This window comes from Streptomyces sp. NPDC038280, assembly GCF_055600045.1.
This window is the reverse complement of sequence record NZ_JBVJYZ010000008.1, coordinates 187,657-202,280: the sequence shown is the minus strand read 5'-3', so window position 1 is coordinate 202,280 and position 14,624 is coordinate 187,657. Positions and strand designations below refer to the sequence as shown.

16 protein-coding genes and 1 pseudogene are annotated in these 14,624 nt (G+C 70.6%); 4 read left to right on the top strand and 13 right to left on the bottom strand.

The window, feature by feature from the left end; genetic code table 11:
- Positions 1-411: 411 nt before the first annotated feature.
- A complete protein-coding gene (locus tag ACZ7J0_RS18785; RefSeq protein ID WP_470888656.1) occupies positions 412-1,869 on the bottom strand; it encodes a hypothetical protein in 1,458 nt (485 codons plus the stop codon).
- A gap of 202 nt (positions 1,870-2,071) precedes the next feature.
- Here ACZ7J0_RS18785 and ACZ7J0_RS18780 point away from each other — a divergent pair, with 202 nt between their 5' ends.
- A complete protein-coding gene (locus ACZ7J0_RS18780) occupies positions 2,072-3,910 on the top strand; it encodes an endonuclease/exonuclease/phosphatase family protein (RefSeq protein WP_470888654.1) in 1,839 nt (612 codons plus the stop codon).
- Between the two features lie 31 nt (positions 3,911-3,941).
- Here ACZ7J0_RS18780 and ACZ7J0_RS18775 read toward each other — a convergent pair whose 3' ends face one another.
- Positions 3,942-4,676 (bottom strand): antibiotic biosynthesis monooxygenase family protein, encoded by a 735-nt coding sequence (locus ACZ7J0_RS18775; protein WP_470888652.1) that lies wholly within the window; start codon positions 4,674-4,676, stop codon positions 3,942-3,944.
- A gap of 105 nt (positions 4,677-4,781) precedes the next feature.
- Here ACZ7J0_RS18775 and ACZ7J0_RS18770 point away from each other — a divergent pair, with 105 nt between their 5' ends.
- The gene (locus ACZ7J0_RS18770) at positions 4,782-5,225 is read left to right on the top strand and encodes a GNAT family N-acetyltransferase (protein ID WP_470888650.1); all 444 of its coding nucleotides are present in this window, start codon (positions 4,782-4,784) and stop codon (positions 5,223-5,225) included.
- A gap of 230 nt (positions 5,226-5,455) precedes the next feature.
- Positions 5,456-6,331, top strand: coding sequence for a 4-hydroxy-tetrahydrodipicolinate synthase (gene dapA / locus ACZ7J0_RS18765; RefSeq protein ID WP_470888648.1), 876 nt, complete (start codon positions 5,456-5,458; stop codon positions 6,329-6,331).
- 10 nt (positions 6,332-6,341) lie between these two features.
- Here the strand turns inward: dapA and ACZ7J0_RS18760 are convergent, their stop codons facing one another.
- The 4 genes from ACZ7J0_RS18760 to ACZ7J0_RS18745 all read right to left on the bottom strand — a co-directional run bounded on the left by ACZ7J0_RS18760 (position 6,342) and on the right by ACZ7J0_RS18745 (position 8,692).
- Positions 6,342-6,551, bottom strand: a complete 210-nt coding sequence (locus tag ACZ7J0_RS18760; protein ID WP_470888646.1) for a hypothetical protein — start codon at positions 6,549-6,551, stop codon at positions 6,342-6,344.
- Between the two features lie 66 nt (positions 6,552-6,617).
- Complete coding sequence (gene dapD / locus ACZ7J0_RS18755) at positions 6,618-7,607, bottom strand: 2,3,4,5-tetrahydropyridine-2,6-dicarboxylate N-succinyltransferase (protein WP_470888644.1); 990 nt, start codon at positions 7,605-7,607, stop codon at positions 6,618-6,620.
- A 225-nt stretch (positions 7,608-7,832) separates the two neighbouring features.
- Complete coding sequence (locus tag ACZ7J0_RS18750; RefSeq protein ID WP_470888642.1) at positions 7,833-8,372, bottom strand: TetR/AcrR family transcriptional regulator; 540 nt, start codon at positions 8,370-8,372, stop codon at positions 7,833-7,835.
- On the bottom strand, positions 8,372-8,692 hold the full coding sequence (locus ACZ7J0_RS18745; protein ID WP_470888640.1) for a DMT family transporter: 321 nt from the start codon (positions 8,690-8,692) through the stop codon (positions 8,372-8,374). The genes ACZ7J0_RS18750 and ACZ7J0_RS18745 overlap by 1 nt, the downstream gene beginning before the upstream one ends.
- 52 nt (positions 8,693-8,744) lie before the next feature.
- On the opposite strand from ACZ7J0_RS18745, the gene ACZ7J0_RS18740 reads away from it, so the two are divergent.
- Positions 8,745-9,815 carry a DUF7847 domain-containing protein gene (locus ACZ7J0_RS18740; RefSeq protein WP_470888638.1) on the top strand — a complete coding sequence of 357 codons (1,071 nt, stop codon included), beginning with the start codon at positions 8,745-8,747 and terminating at the stop codon, positions 9,813-9,815.
- On the opposite strand, the pseudogene ACZ7J0_RS18735 reads toward ACZ7J0_RS18740, so the two are convergent.
- From ACZ7J0_RS18735 to sufD, 7 genes and pseudogenes are all read right to left on the bottom strand, one after another.
- Positions 9,805-10,169, bottom strand: a pseudogene (locus ACZ7J0_RS18735) (VOC family protein). The gene ACZ7J0_RS18740 and the pseudogene ACZ7J0_RS18735 overlap by 11 nt on opposite strands.
- Positions 10,170-10,232: 63 nt before the next feature.
- Positions 10,233-10,571, bottom strand: coding sequence for a metal-sulfur cluster assembly factor (locus ACZ7J0_RS18730; protein WP_046907888.1), 339 nt, complete (start codon positions 10,569-10,571; stop codon positions 10,233-10,235).
- Complete coding sequence (sufU, locus tag ACZ7J0_RS18725) at positions 10,568-11,041, bottom strand: Fe-S cluster assembly sulfur transfer protein SufU (RefSeq protein ID WP_468711219.1); 474 nt, start codon at positions 11,039-11,041, stop codon at positions 10,568-10,570. Before sufU ends, ACZ7J0_RS18730 begins: the two co-directional genes overlap by 4 nt.
- 14 nt (positions 11,042-11,055) lie before the next feature.
- A complete protein-coding gene (locus tag ACZ7J0_RS18720) occupies positions 11,056-12,312 on the bottom strand; it encodes a cysteine desulfurase (RefSeq protein WP_470888636.1) in 1,257 nt (418 codons plus the stop codon).
- The gene (gene sufC / locus ACZ7J0_RS18715) at positions 12,309-13,073 is read right to left on the bottom strand and encodes a Fe-S cluster assembly ATPase SufC (RefSeq protein WP_468711213.1); all 765 of its coding nucleotides are present in this window, start codon (positions 13,071-13,073) and stop codon (positions 12,309-12,311) included. Before sufC ends, ACZ7J0_RS18720 begins: the two co-directional genes overlap by 4 nt.
- 7 nt (positions 13,074-13,080) lie before the next feature.
- Positions 13,081-13,398, bottom strand: a complete 318-nt coding sequence (locus ACZ7J0_RS18710) for a bifunctional 3-phenylpropionate/cinnamic acid dioxygenase ferredoxin subunit (RefSeq protein WP_470888634.1) — start codon at positions 13,396-13,398, stop codon at positions 13,081-13,083.
- On the bottom strand, positions 13,398-14,579 hold the full coding sequence (gene sufD / locus ACZ7J0_RS18705) for a Fe-S cluster assembly protein SufD (RefSeq protein WP_470888632.1): 1,182 nt from the start codon (positions 14,577-14,579) through the stop codon (positions 13,398-13,400). The genes ACZ7J0_RS18710 and sufD overlap by 1 nt, the downstream gene beginning before the upstream one ends.
- Positions 14,580-14,624 lie beyond the last annotated feature (45 nt).

Genomic DNA, 14,624 nt, shown 5'->3' with positions numbered 1-14,624 from the left:
CCATATAACTGCTGCTCTACCACCTGAGCTACGCGCCCGAAGACGTGACGGGACTCGAACCCGCAACCGGCTGTTCCCCATGAAGTATCCGTTGCCTGCGCACCGGGCACCCACGACGCATGCTGTGCCTCCCGAGATCAAGGTGGCGGCGGCGTGATTTCGTTGGAGGAAGTAGCCGCTGCCGGCGCACCGGGAGGTGCGTGACGTTGTGGTGTCCAGAGTTCAAGGCCGGCGGAACCGACGGTTGGTGCTCTGCCATTGAGCTACGCCGGCACGAGTGCCGGCGGCGGGAATCGAACCCGCGGCCTCCCCATTATGAGTGGAAGTAGGTCCTGCCTGTCGCACCTGGACGTGGATCACTGTAGGGGGACAACCCGGGGCCGCGCCAAGGGATTTATCGTGGCGCGCCGGTCAGCCGGCCGCCCTCGAGCGCGCCTTGAACGCCGCCTTCCGGGCCTCCTTGGCCGACTTCTTGTCCCGGTGCAGCCGGCCCATCGCCTCCAGCACCTCCGCGGTCGCCGGGTGCTCCACCCGCCACGCCGCCTCGAAGAAGCCGCTGTGCCGGCCCGTCAGGCCCTCCACCAGGTCCTGCAGCTCCTCCAGGTCGCCGTTCGCGTCGAGCTGGGCCGCGATCGTGTCGACGGCCAGCCAGAAGATCATGGACTCGGGCGGCGCGGGGATGTCCGCCGCGCCGCGCTCGGCGAGCCAGACGCGGGCGAGGCCGCCCAGTTCCGCGTCGTCCAGGACCTCGCGGACGGCGGGCTCGGCATCGCCGCCGACGAGCGAGAGCGCCTGCTGGCAGTGGAGGCGGCGCAGCGGGGAGCCGGCGTCGTCGCCCCGGGCGGCGGCGAGGAGTTCCCGCGCGCCGGTCAGCGGTTCCCGGCGGGCAAGCCACTGCTCGGTCTCGGCCCGCGCGGCCGGCTCGGGGTAGTGCGCGACGCCGTCGAGGAGCGTGTCCGCGCCCTTGTCGGCCAGTTCGCCGACCGCCGGCGCGACCACGCCCGCCTCCAGCATCCGGGAGCGGATGCCGTAGAGGCCGAGGGGGGTGAGCCTGACCATGCCGTACCGGGCCACGTCCTCCTCGTCGAGGGTGTCCACCGACGGGGTGGGCTCCTCGCCCTCCTCGGCCATCAGGGCCTCGTCCACCGGCTTGTAGGCGACGAGCCCGATCGGTTCGAGCAGCCGGAACTGGTCGTCGAGGCGCATCATCGCCTCCGACACCTGCTCCAGGACGTCGTCGGTCGGCTCCCCCATGTCATCGGGGATGATCACGGACGCGGCGAGCGCCGGCAGCGGTACCGGCCCCTCACCCGCACCGCCCTCGCTGACGGTGAGGAGGTAGAGATTGCCGAGGACGACCTCCAGGAACTCGGTCTCCACCTCCGGGTCCCAGTCGAGCCTGTCGAAGTCGATCTCGCCGTCCTCTCCGACGACATCGGCGAGGTCGTCGAGGAGGGGCGCGGTGGCGTCGGCGAAGACCACGTCCAGGCCGTCCAGCCAGAGCGAGAGCACGTCCTGCGGCGCGCCGGTGACGAGGGCGAGGTTCTCCCCCGCGGTCACCGTGCCGGTGCCCGTCCCGTCGTCGCCCCGCGCGTCCTCGACGTCGAGGAGACCGGTGTCCACGGCCAACCGCCATGCCTCGCTCGCGTACGCCGCCCCCTCCTTGTCCGCTCCGAGGCCCAACACCTCGGCGGCGAGGGGCAGTTGCTCGTCGACGAGTTCGCCGCCCGCGCCGACCCTGGTCTCCGGCCCGGCCCAGCGGGCGAGGCGGACGGCCCGTGACAGCAGCGGGGTGGCGAGGGCGTCCCGCGCCAGCTCCGCGTCCGAACGCAGCCGTACGGGCGGCAGGGTGGGGCGGTCCGATGCCATCAGGGGTCTCTCCTCGGGGACGTACGTGGTCCAGGCGGCCCCAAGCGTAGACGCAATTGCCCCCATGCCTGCCGGTTCATGAACTCGTCAGCCCCCGTACACCTGTCAACCCTCCGGCTGCTCTTGACAACTCCTACGCTCGCACAAGAGATTGACGCGCGTAGACATCCCCACATCCTCCAAGTACCTCCGGAGTACCTTGATGCCTTCCTCCATACCGAGAACCACGGCGGTCTCCGCCGTCGTCGCCGCCGCTCTCGCGGCCGGCCTGCTCGCCGGTTCGTCCGCCGCCTCGGCCGACGACGCCGTGGCGACCCGCATCCACGACATCCAGGGCACCACCCGGACCTCCCCGCTGACCGGGCAGACGGTCGCCGATGTCACGGGCGTCGTCACCGGTGTGCGGACGTACGGCTCCCGCGGCTTCTGGTTCCAGGACCCGCAGGGCGACGACAACCCGGCCACCAGCGAGGGCATCTTCGTCTACACCGGCAGCGCGCCGACCGTCGCCGTCGGCGACCAGGTCAAGGTCTCCGGCACCGTCGGCGAGTACGTCCCCGGCGGCCTGAACTCCGGCAACCAGTCGCTCACCCAGATCACCAAGCCGACCGTGACCGTGGTCTCGTCCGGCAACCCGGTCCCCGAGGCCGTCACGATCTCCGCGAAGTCGGTCCCCTCCGCGTACGCCCCCGAGGGCGACCCGGCGGCCGGCGGCTCGATCAACGCCCTCCCGCTCCAGCCCGGCGCCTTCGCCCTGGACTACTACGAGTCCCTGGAGGGCACCAACGTCAGGATCGGCTCCTCGCGCGTGGTCGGCGCCACCGACCCGTACTCCGAGCTGTGGGTGACGGTGAAGCCGTACGAGCACGACAACCGGCGCGGCGGCACGGTCTACGGCTCGTACACCTCGCAGAACACCGGCCGGCTCCAGATCCAGTCGCTGACGCCGATCGCTCAGCAGCCCTTCCCGAAGGCGAACGTCGGGGACGTGCTCGCGGGGACCACCGAAGGCCCGCTCGACTTCAACCAGTTCGGCGGCTACACCCTCACCGCCCGCACCCTCGGCACGGTCACCGACCGCGGCCTGGAGCGCGAGAAGACCCGGGAGCAGCGCCGCGGCGAGCTCGCGGTGGCCACGTACAACGTGGAGAACCTGGACCCGTCCGACCCGCAGGAGAAGTTCGACGCGCTGGCCAAGGCCGTGGTCGAGAACCTCGCGTCGCCGGACATCCTCGCCCTGGAGGAGATCCAGGACGACAACGGCGCCAAGAACGACGGCACGGTCGCGGCCGGCGAGACGGTGCGCAGGTTCACGGCGGCGATCGCCGCGGCCGGCGGCCCCGCGTACGAGTCGCGGTCCATCGACCCGGAGAACAACAAGGACGGCGGCGAGCCCGGCGGCAACATCCGCCAGGTCTTCCTCTTCAACCCGGAGCGCGTGTCGTTCACCGACCGCGCCGGTGGCGACGCGCTGACGGCGACCGGTGTGGTGCGCGGGGAGCGGGGCCGCGCGGCCCTGACCCTCTCCCCCGGCCGGATCGACCCGGCGAACACGGCGTGGGACAACAGCCGCAAGCCGCTCGCGGGCGAGTTCACCTTCCGCGGCCGCACGGTCCTCGTCATCGCCAACCACTTCGGCTCGAAGGGCGGCGACGAGTCGCTGGTCTCCCACCACCAGCCGCCGAATCGTTCCTCCGAGGTCAAGCGTCTCCAGCAGGCGCAGGCGGTGAACACCTTCGTCAAGGACATCCTGGAGGTGCAGCGCAACGCCGACGTACTCGTCCTCGGTGACATCAACGACTTCGAGTTCTCGGCGACGGCGAAGGCGCTGACCGACGGCGGCGCGCTCTACCCGGCGGTGAAGTCGCTGCCGCGCAGCGAGCGGTACTCGTACGTCTTCCAGGGCAACAGCCAGGTGCTGGACCAGATCCTGGTCAGCCCGTCGATCGACGACTTCGAGTACGACAGCGTGCACATCAACGCGGAGTTCGCGGAGCAGAACAGCGACCACGACCCGCAGGTGCTGCGCTTCCGGCCGTAACCCGGTCCGCCGCGCACCCCCCGCGCACCCGCTACACGTCCGCGTTGAGGCTCAGCGCGGGCGTGTAGCGCCGCACGCCGCTGCCCCTCACGCCGGGGTAGTTCCTGACCCTGTCCCACTGCGGCGTCGGTGAACCCACGCCCTCTCCGGGCGCGCCGAGCGCCTCGATGTGGGCCTGCTCGCTCTCCCACTCCGCGTAGTTGAGGATCCGGGTTCCGTCCAGGCTGATGTGGAAGTGGCCGGAGATGCCGCCGGGGTGGGGCGCGGGGTCCGACCGCAGCGCCTCGCGGACGCCGTCGACCCAGTCCCGCTGCCGGTCCGGGTCCGGCCCGTCGAACTCGACGTCGACGATGACGACACAGCCGGGCGTCCGGGTGTCGTCCTCGTTCAGCGCGCCGCCGCGGTACAGCGCGTACGAGTGCAGCGCGACCCGCTCGATACCGGGCACGGCCGCGTCGATCTCGGCGTTCCGGTCGTCGCGGAAGGTGCGGACGAAGTGCTGGTACGCCTCCTCGCCGCGCCACTGCGAGTAGTGCAGCAGGGTGTCCCCGTCGGTGCCCATGTGCACGGTGTACGAGAGCAGTCCGGCATCCGGCCAGGGCCGGCTCCCCCAGGCTGCGGCGATGGCGTCGACGGTGGCCCGCTGGCGCTCGGCCGTCCCGACCCGCCAGGTACTGGCCTTGACCACGCCGACGCCGGGGCGGGAGAGGTCGGGGCGGGCGTTCGTTCCCGTGCTGACGGTGATGCCTGTGGTGCCGGTGGTCATGGCGCTGCCTCCTCCTGCGACGCACCCCAGCGGTGCGGCCGCGGAACCAGCGTCGAACATCAACCGGACTTGAGGTCAATACCGTCCCGTGTGACACTGCGCGCCATGATCTTCCGCCCGGCCGACCGCTCCGACCTGCCCGCGATCCTGGCCCTTCTCGCCGACGAGGAGCGGGTCGTGGACCCGGCGACCGTTGTGGTCGGCGAGGCGTACGAGCGGGCCTTCGCTGCGATCCACAGCGACCCGCGCAACGAGATGCTGGTCCTGGCCGACGGCGACACCGTCGTCGGCTGCCTCCAGGCGACGTACATCCCGGGCCTGGGCAAGGGCGGCGCCGAGCGGGCCCTCATCGAGGCGGTCCGCGTCCGGGCGGACCGGCGCGGCGCCGGCCTGGGTCGCGAGCTGATGGTCCGGGCCGTGGAGCGGGCGCGGGAACGCGGCTGCGCGCTGGTCCAGTTGACGAGCCACAAGCGCCGCGAGGACGCCCACCACTTCTACGCCTCCCTGGGCTTCGCGCGCAGCCATGACGGCTTCAAGCTGAGCCTGTGACCGCCGACGGGCCCCGTACGCCGGGGCGGTGTGCTCACACCAGGTGGCCGCCGCCGACGACGAGGAGCACCTCATCCTCCCCATGCCCCCTGCGCGCCCGCCGAGGATCATCGCACGCGGCTCGGGCGCGCCCCCGCGGGCGACGGCGGCCGTCCCTTCAGCGTTGCTGACCGGTCGCCTCAAGCAGATCTAAGTGGACCTTAGTGATCATCCGCGCGGAGACTGCTCGGATGAGCTCTGAACGACCCTTCGGTCGCGCCCTCTGCGCGATGATCACTCCCTTCACCGCCTCCGGCGAGCTGCACCTCGACAGTGCCCGCAGACACGCCGCCCACCTCGTCGCCGAGGGCTGTGACGGACTCGTCCTGAACGGCACCACCGGCGAGTCGCCCACTACCAGCGACGCGGAGAAGGCCGCGCTGGTCCGGGCGGTCCGCGAGGAGGTGGGCGACGGCGTCCATGTCGTCGCGGGAGTCGGCACGGCGGACACCCGGCACACCGTGGAGCTGGCCCGGCAGGCCGAGGAGGCGGGCGCGAACGGCCTCCTGGTCGTGACGCCGTACTACAGCCGCCCGCCGCAGCCCGCCGTGGAGGCCCACTTCAGGCGCGTGGCGGACGCCTCGGGCATTCCGCTGATGCTGTACGACATCCCCGGCCGCACGGGCACCCGCATCGAGCCGGAGACGATGCTGCGCCTGGCCGGGCACCCCCGGATCGTGGCGGTCAAGGACTGCTCGGGCGACCTGCTGGCGAGCTCGAAGGTGATCGCCCGCACCTCGCTCGCGTACTACTCGGGAAGCGAGGAGACGAACCTGCCGCTGTACGCCGTCGGGGCCGCCGGCTATGTCAGTACGGTCGCGAACGTGGCGCCGCGTCCGATGCGGGCGGTCCTCGACGCCTTCGACGCGGGCGACACCGCGGAGGCGACGCTGCTCAACCAGCGCACGCTGCCGCTCGTCGAGCTGATGATGGCGTCCGGGCTGCCGGGGACGGTGACCGCCAAGGCGCTGCTGAACTGTTTCGTCCGCGAACCGCTGCAGCCCGCCGACCGGGAGACGGTCGACGGGCTGCGGGCTGCTCACGAGGTGCTGACCGGGGCGCGCTGACCCCGGCCGCTCAGCCGGAGACCCGCGTGGTGCCGAGGAGCGTCGCGTGCTCCAGGACGTCCTCGAGCGGGTCGTCGATCTGGCCCGTCGACAACAGCATCACCTGCGGGCCGTTGTGCGAGTCCTGGTGCGTCTCGTCCGCGGCGGCCGCCCCGGCCGGCAGCAGGACCGCCGCCGCCGTGAGCGCACCGACGACCACGCGACCGGTTCTCGTCCTCATGCCGTACTCCTCGCCTCGCTGTTCGTGTGACTCCGCGTCGATCTCTTCAACGCGGAGTCACTCCGATCAGTTGTGGCTGTGGAGTACCTCGTTCAGCCCACCCCAGACCGCGTTGTTCGGGCGGGCCTCGACGGTGCCGGTCACCGAGTTGCGGCGGAAGAGGATGTTGCTCGCTCCGGAGAGCTCACGGGCCTTGACGATCTGGCCGTCGGGCAGCGTGACGCGCGTACCGGCGGTGACGTACAGGCCGGCCTCGACGACGCACTCGTCGCCGAGCGCGATCCCGACGCCCGCCTCGGCGCCGACCAGGCAGCGCTCACCGATGGTGATACGGACATTGCCGCCGCCGGACAGGGTTCCCATGGTGGACGCGCCGCCGCCGATGTCCGAGCCGTCACCGACGACGACACCGGCGGAGATCCGGCCCTCGACCATCGACGTGCCGAGGGTGCCGGCGTTGAAGTTGACGAAGCCCTCGTGCATGACGGTGGTGCCCGAGGCGAGGTGCGCGCCGAGCCGTACGCGGTCGGCGTCGGCGATCCGGACGCCCTTCGGCGCGACGTAGTCCGTCATCCGCGGGAACTTGTCGATGCTGGTCACCTGGAGGTGCAGGCCCTCGGCGCGGGCGTTGAGACGCACCTTCTCGATGTCGTCCACGGCGACCGGGCCGAGCGAGGTCCAGGCGACGTTGGCGAGCAGGCCGAACAGGCCGTCCAGGCTCACCCCGTGCGGCTGCACCAGCCGGTGGGAGAGCAGGTGGAGACGCAGGTAGGCGTCGTGCGCGTCGAGCGGCTTGTCGTCGAGCGACCCGATGACCGTACGCACGGCGACCACCTCGACACCGCGTCGCCCGTCGACCCCGAGCGCCTTGGCGGCGCCCGCGCCGAGGGCGTTCACCGCCTCCTCGGGGGAGAGCCGCCGGCTCCCGGCCGGGCCGGGCTCGGCGGAGAGTTCGGGGGCGGGGAACCAGGTGTCGAGAACGGTACCGTCGCCGGCGATGGTGGCGAGGCCGGCGGCGACGGCGCCGGTGGTGCGTGTAGCAGTCGTGTCGGTCATGAGGGAAACCTAACCGGCGGGGGCGGGCGGGTGCGAACCGGTCTCAGGTGTCGGGCGGGGCCCGGCGGCCGTCCCCGCGCCCTCGTATGGAACCCGACGGCCGTCCCCGGGGGATCGGGACGGACCGCCGGGCGAGTGGGAGGCCGGGGTTCAGGACGGCCGCCTGCGGGGGATCGGGACGGACCGCCGGGCGAGTTCCGGACGCCCGCTCGGGTTCACGGCCGTTCAGCGGCGGATGAGCCGCCCCAGCGTCTCCCGCGCGTACTGCTCGTCGTACGCCGTGCCGGTCAGCAGGACCTGGAGGCAGATCCCGTCCATGAGCGCCACGAGCGCGCGTGCGGTCACGGCGTCGGTCCGGGTGGCCAGGAGCCGGGTGACGCCGTCCGTCCACTCGGCGGCGACCGGGCGCAGGGCGGGCCGGCGCAGGGCGGCCAGGTAGAGCTCGTACTCGAGCTCCGCTCCGGTGCGCTCGCCGCCGATCCACCGGCCCATCAGCCGGGCCAGCTCCCCCGCGAGGTCCGTCTCGGGGCCGGCGAGCGCGCCGCTCTCCCGCAGGGCGCGGCCGAAGCCGTCGTCGGCCTGGCGCAACGCGGCGACGAGCAGTTCGTCGAGGGAGGCGAAGTGGTACGTGGTGGAGCCCAGCGGCACGTCCGCCTCCGCGGCCACCGTGCGGTGGCTCACGCCGGCGAGGCCGGCGCGGCCGACGACCCGGAGCGCCGCGTCGATGATGCGCTGTCGGCGGTCGGGGTCGTGGCGGCGGGCCATCAGTGCGCCCCGCCGACGTTCAGGACGACGACACCCGCGATGACCAGCAGGATTCCGATGATCTGGGCGGGGCTCGTCGACTCGTGCATGAAGAGCACGCCGATGGCGGCGACGGCCGCGGTGCCGACACCGGACCAGATCGCGTACGCGGTGCCGATCTGGAGCGTCTTCAGCGTCTGGGCGAGGAGGCTGAAGGCGATCAGATAGCCGGCGACCGTGACCAGCGAGGGCCAGAGCCGGGTGAAGCCCTCGCTGTACTTCATGGCGGTCGTGCCCACGATCTCCGCCGCGATGGCCCCGGCCAGCAGTCCGTATCCCATGCGTACTACCGTACACAACGACCCGCACATCCGTACGGCTACGGTGTCCCGCATGACGCAGAACATGGGGTGGGGCGTACCGCCGGGTCCGTACGGGTGGGCGACCCCACCGCCCCCGAAGCCTGGAGTGATTCCCCTCGCTCCCCTCAAGACGAGCGACCTCCTGGGCGGTGCCTTCGCGACGGTCGGCCGCTACTGGAAACCGCTGTTCGGCACGGCCCTGGCCGCCTACGGCGCGGCGTCGCTGATCGTCGGCGCGGCGGTCGCGATCGCCTACGCGGCGGTCGGGGACCATCTGTCCACGGTCTTCGATCCGCCGCCGGGCGGCACGTCCTGGGAGGACTGGCGGCCGCTGCTCATAGCCCTGGCCTGTGTCTGGGTCGTGGCCATGGTGATGCTGCTGCTCGCGAGCGGCGTGGTCTACGCGGCCTGTCCCGCCGTGCTCCAGGACGCGATCCTCGGCGCGCCGACCACCTTCCGCGCCGTCTGGGCGCGCGCCTGGGCCGGGGTCCCCGCCGTGCTCGGCACGGTCTTCCTGACCGCGCTGATCATGCTGCTGCCCCTCGGGCTGTTCCTCGCGGCGTTCACCGCCCTGACGGTCGCCCTGCTGGAAGTCGGCACGGGCCCGCTCATCGTTCCCTTCCTCGCGTTCCTGGGCGCCCTGGCGATCACTCCGCTTGCGGTCTGGCTGTGGGTGAAGTTCAGCCTCGCCCCGTCGGCCGCCGTCTTCGAGGGCCAGGGGGCGTTCGCCGCCATGAAGCGCTCCTCACGGCTGGTCCGGGGCTCCTGGTGGCGCGTCTTCGGGATCACGTTCGTGGCCGCGGCGATGGTGGGCGTGGCGAACATGCTGTTCCAGCAGTTGGTGGGCGCCTTCGCGTCGATCCCCGGCAGTGCGGGCACGATGGACCTCGGATCGTCGCCCTCGTCGGACCAGGTCCTGGCAGCGGTCGGCACGGCCCTGATCGTCCTGCTCGTGGGCCAGTTCATCGGGCAGATCATCGTCTCGACGTTCCAGCCGCTGGTCACCGGCCTGGTCTACGTCGACCTGCGCATCCGCAAGGAGAACCTGGCCCCGGCGCTCGCCCAGGCAGCCGGGGTGACCCCGCCGCCGTTCAGTCCGTGAGCGACGTCTTCGGCCGCAGCACGCAGAACTCGTTGCCCTCCGGATCGGCGAGGACGACCCAGCCGACGTCCTGACCCTGCCCGACATCGACCCGCCGCGCCCCGAGGCCGAGGATCCGCTCGACCTCGGCGGCCTGGTCGTCGGGCGCGAGATCGATGTGCAGCCGGTTCTTCACCGTCTGGTCTCCGGCACGGGGACGAAGCACATGCCGGGCATCGCGTACTCGTCGGCGCCGATGACGATCTCGTCCTCCGCCTCGAAGAGCACCTTCCAGTCGAGCACCCGACACCAGAAGCGGGCCAGGGCGGGCAGATCGTGGGCGTCGACGAAGAGGTGGTACATGCGAACGGCCATGCCCACCAGTCTGCCTGGGGGGCATGGCCGTTCGCGCGTCGTGGACGCTGGGGACGCCTGTGGTCAGACGTTGAATCCGAGCGCGCGCAGCTGCTCGCGACCGTCGTCCGTGATCTTGTCCGGGCCCCACGGCGGCATCCAGACCCAGTTGATCTTGAGCTCGTTGACGATGCCGTCGGTCGCGGCCTTCGCCTGGTCCTCGATCACATCGGTCAGCGGGCACGCCGCCGACGTCAGGGTCATGTCCAGCGTCGCGACATTGGAGTCGTCGATGTGGATGCCGTAGATCAGGCCGAGATTGACGACGTCGATCCCCAGCTCGGGGTCCACGACGTCGTACAGCGCCTCGCGGACTTCTTCCTCGGAGGCCGGCTTCATGGTGGCCTCAGCGTTCTCGGTCATGCCGACTTCCTCACTGCGTTCTCGGGTCGCTCTCCCAGAGCCTGGGCCGTCGCGTCCTTCCACGCCATCCAGCTCAGCAGAGCGCACTTCACCCGGGCGGGGTACTTCGAGACACCGGCGAACGCGACCGCGTCCTCCAGGATCTCCTCCATCGCGTCATCCGGCTCGATCTTGCCCTTGGACTGCATCAGCTCCAGGAAGGTGCCCTGGATCTTCTGCGCCTCGGCCAGATCCTTCCCGACCAGCAGTTCGTTCAGCACGGAGGCCGACGCCTGACTGATCGAGCAGCCCTGGCCCTCGTACGAGACGTCCTCGATCCGCGATCCGTCGTACTTCACACGGAGCGTGATCTCGTCACCGCACGTCGGGTTGACGTGGTGCACCTCGGCGTCGCCGTCCCGCAGACCGCGCCCGTGGGGGTGCTTGTAGTGGTCCAGGATGACGTCCTGGTACATCGAATCAAGCTTCACGTCCCAGCAGCCCCTCAGCCGAAGAAGTTCCGTACGTGCTCCAGGCCGGAGACCAGGGCGTCGACCTCGGCCGGCGTGGAGTACAGATAGAACGACGCTCGCGTGGTCGCAGGAATTCCGTACCGCAGGCAGACCGGCCGCGCGCAGTGGTGTCCGACGCGGACGGCGATGCCCTCTTCGTCCAGGACCTGGCCCACGTCGTGCGGGTGGATGTCGCCGAGCACGAAGGAGATCGCGGCACCGCGGTCCTCGGCCGTCACCGGGCCGATGATCCGCAGGTCGGGGACCTCCTGCAGGCGGCGCACCGCGTACTCGGTGATCGCGTGCTCATGAGCGGCGATCTTGTCCATGCCGATCGCCGACAGGTAGTCCACGGCCGCGCCGAGGCCGACGGCCTGGGCGATCGGGGGCGTACCCGCCTCGAACTTGTGCGGCGCCGGCGCGTACGTCGACGAGTGCATCGACACGGTCTCGATCATCTCGCCGCCGCCGAGGAACGGCGGAAGGTCCTCCAGGAGCTCCTGGCGGCCCCACAGCACACCGATACCCGTCGGGCCGCACATCTTGTGGCCGGTGAAGGCCACGAAGTCGGCCTGCAGGGCCTGGACGTCCAGCACCATGTGCGGGGCGGCCTGCGAGGCGTCGATGCAGACCAGCGCGCCGACTTCCTGCGCGCGCCGGATGATCGTCTCCACCGGGTTGACCGTGCCCAGCAGGTTCGAGACCAGCGTGAACGAAACGATCTTGGTCTTCTCGGTGATGACCTCTTCGATGTTGGAGAGGTCGAGACGGCCGTCGTCGGTGAGGCCGAACCACTTCAGCTTCGCGCCCGTGCGCTGCGAGAGCAGCTGCCACGGCACGATGTTGGAGTGGTGCTCCATCTCCGTGATGGCGATCTCGGTCTCGTGGTCGACCCGGTAGGGCTCGTCGGCCCAGCCCAGCATGTTGGCCACGAGGTTGAGCGACTCGGAGGCGTTCTTGGTGAAGATCACCTCGTCGCGGCTCGGCGCGTTGATGAAGGCGGCGACCTTGTCGCGGGCGCCCTCGTACAGCGCCGTGGCCTCCTCGGCGACCGTGTACACGCCGCGGTGAACGTTGGCGTTGTGCCGCTCGTAGTACTCGTTCAGCGCGTCGAGGACCTGGCGCGGCTTCTGCGAGGTCGCAGCGCTGTCCAGGTAGACGATCTTCTTCCCGTCGTGGACCACACGATCCAGCAGGGGGAAGTCCTTGCGGATCGCTTCGGTGTCGAGGAGGCCCGGCAGCTGCATCACGTGGTAGCGCCACCCTTCACGTAGGACTCGTAGCCCTCGTTCTCCAGCTTGTCGGCGAGCTCGGCGCCGCCGGACTCGGCGATGCGGCCGTGCGCGAAGACGTGCACGAAGTCGGGCTTGATGTAGCGGAGGATGCGGGTGTAGTGCGTGATCAGCAGGGTGCCGACCTCGCCGGTCTCACGGACCCGGTTGACGCCTTCGGAGACCTGGCGCAGCGCGTCGACGTCCAGACCGGAGTCCGTCTCGTCGAGGATCGCGATCTTCGGCTTGAGGAGCTCCATCTGAAGGATCTCGTGGCGCTTCTTCTCACCGCCGGAGAAGCCCTCGTTGACGTTGCGCTCGGCGAAGGCCGGGTCCATCTGGAGCTGCTCCATCGCGGACTTGACCTCCTTCACCCAGGTGCGCAGCTTGGGCGCCTCGCCGCGGATGGCCGTGGCCGAGGTGCGCAGGAAGTTGGAGACCGAGACGCCGGGGACCTCGACCGGGTACTGCATGGCCAGGAACATGCCGGCGCGGGCGCGCTCGTCGACGGACATCTCGAGGACGTCCTCGCCGTCGAGGGTCACGGTGCCCTTGGTGATCGTGTACTTGGGGTGACCCGCGATCGAGTAGGCGAGGGTGGACTTGCCCGAGCCGTTGGGGCCCATGATGGCGTGGGTCTCGCCCTGCTTCACGGTCAGGTCGACGCCCTTGAGGATCTCGCGGGGGCCGTTCTCGGCCTCGACGGAGACGTGCAGGTCGCGGATTTCAAGCGTTGCCATGGGTGACTCAGGACTCCTGGGTGACGGAGACGAGCACATCGTCCCCTTCGATCTTGACGGGGTATACGGGGACGGGGCGCGTCGCGGGAAGACCGGAGGGCTTGCCGGTGCGCAGGTCGAAGCTGGAGCCGTGCAACCAGCACTCGATGGAGCAGTCCTCCACCTCGCCCTCGGACAGGGAGACGTTCGCGTGCGAGCAGATGTCGTTGATCGCGAACACCTCGCCGTCGGTGCGGACGAGGGAGACCGGCGTGCTGTCGAGTTCCACCCGCTTCGGGGTGTTCTCCTCCAGCTCGCTCAGCCCACAGACTCGGACGAAGGCCATCAGACGGACGCCTCCAGCTCCGCGTCGATCTTGGCGATGAGGCGCTCCTCGAGGTCCGGCAGACCGATCTGCTGGACGAGTTCCGCGAAGAAGCCGCGGACCACGAGGCGACGGGCCTCGCCGGCCGGGATGCCACGGGACTGCAGGTAGAAGAGCTGCTCGTCGTCGAAGCGGCCGGTCGCGGAGGCGTGACCCGCGCCGACGATCTCGCCGGTCTCGATCTCCAGGTTCGGTACGGAGTCGACGCGGGCGCCGTCCGTCAGAACCAGGTTCCGGTTGAGCTCGTAGGTGTCGGTGCCCTCGGCGGCGGCCTGGATCAGGACGTCGCCGATCCAGACGGCGTGCGCGGCATCGCCCTGGAGAGCCCCCTTGTACGCCACGTTGGAGCGGCAGTGCGGGGTGTTGTGGTCGACCAGCAGGCGGTGCTCCTGGTGCTGGCCGGCGTCGGTGAAGTACAGGCCGAAGAGCTCGGCCTCGCCGCCGGTGCCCGCGTACGCGACACGGGGGTGCAGACGCACCACGTCACCGCCGAAGGTGACGACGACCGACTTGAAGGAGGCGTCGCGGCCGACCAGCGCGTTGTGCTGGGCGACGTGGACGGCCTTCTCGTCCCAGTCCTGGATGGAGACGACGGTGAGCTTGGCGCCGTCACCGAGGACGTAGTCCACGTTGGCGGCGAGGACGCCGTCGCCGGTGTGGTCGATGACCACGACCGCCTCGGCGAACGCGCCGAGCTCGATCACCTGGTAGCCGAAGGCGATGCCGCCCTGGCCGTGCACGGCGATCCGGATGGGCTCGGTGAGGACGGTCTCCTTGGGCACGGAGACGACGGAGGCCTTCTCGAAGGCGCTGTACGCCTGCGCGGCGACCCGGTCGACCGGCGTACCGGCCTTGCCGAGGCGCGCGTCGTCGCGGCCGACCGTCTCCACGGTGACACCCTCGGGCGCCTCGATCTCGACCTTGGGGCCCTCGCCATTCGCGACGGCGGTGCCGTCGTGCAGGCCGCGCAGCCGCTCCAGCGGCGTGAAGCGCCACTCCTCCTCGCGACCGTGCGGGACGGGGAAGTCCGCGACGTCGAAGGACGGGGGCGCGCTCATGCGCGTGGCGACGGTCGACTCGGCGGCCACCGCGATCGAGCCGGCGGTGGTGGAGCCCGCCGGGATGTTCTGAGCCTCAGCCATGGCTGTCGTCGTGCTCACTTTCTGCTTCGGTACGTTCGCTCGCCC

Excerpts from the sequence above, each read along its gene's own strand:
- ACZ7J0_RS18770 (WP_470888650.1), top strand. The coding sequence starts at position 4,782 with ATGATCTTCCGCCCGGCCGACCGCTCCGACCTGCCCGCGATCCTGGCC.
- ACZ7J0_RS18760 (WP_470888646.1), bottom strand. The coding sequence starts at position 6,551 with ATGAGGACGAGAACCGGTCGCGTGGTCGTCGGTGCGCTCACGGCGGCG.
- sufC (WP_468711213.1), bottom strand. The coding sequence starts at position 13,073 with ATGGCAACGCTTGAAATCCGCGACCTGCACGTCTCCGTCGAGGCCGAG.
- ACZ7J0_RS18780 (WP_470888654.1), top strand. The coding sequence starts at position 2,072 with ATGCCTTCCTCCATACCGAGAACCACGGCGGTCTCCGCCGTCGTCGCC.
- dapA (WP_470888648.1), top strand. The coding sequence starts at position 5,456 with ATGAGCTCTGAACGACCCTTCGGTCGCGCCCTCTGCGCGATGATCACT.
- dapD (WP_470888644.1), bottom strand. The coding sequence starts at position 7,607 with ATGACCGACACGACTGCTACACGCACCACCGGCGCCGTCGCCGCCGGC.
- ACZ7J0_RS18710 (WP_470888634.1), bottom strand. The coding sequence starts at position 13,398 with ATGGCCTTCGTCCGAGTCTGTGGGCTGAGCGAGCTGGAGGAGAACACC.
- ACZ7J0_RS18745 (WP_470888640.1), bottom strand. The coding sequence starts at position 8,692 with ATGGGATACGGACTGCTGGCCGGGGCCATCGCGGCGGAGATCGTGGGC.
- ACZ7J0_RS18785 (WP_470888656.1), bottom strand. The coding sequence starts at position 1,869 with ATGGCATCGGACCGCCCCACCCTGCCGCCCGTACGGCTGCGTTCGGAC.
- ACZ7J0_RS18740 (WP_470888638.1), top strand. The coding sequence starts at position 8,745 with ATGACGCAGAACATGGGGTGGGGCGTACCGCCGGGTCCGTACGGGTGG.
- sufD (WP_470888632.1), bottom strand. The coding sequence starts at position 14,579 with ATGGCTGAGGCTCAGAACATCCCGGCGGGCTCCACCACCGCCGGCTCG.
- ACZ7J0_RS18775 (WP_470888652.1), bottom strand. The coding sequence starts at position 4,676 with ATGACCACCGGCACCACAGGCATCACCGTCAGCACGGGAACGAACGCC.
- ACZ7J0_RS18730 (WP_046907888.1), bottom strand. The coding sequence starts at position 10,571 with ATGACCGAGAACGCTGAGGCCACCATGAAGCCGGCCTCCGAGGAAGAA.
- ACZ7J0_RS18750 (WP_470888642.1), bottom strand. The coding sequence starts at position 8,372 with ATGGCCCGCCGCCACGACCCCGACCGCCGACAGCGCATCATCGACGCG.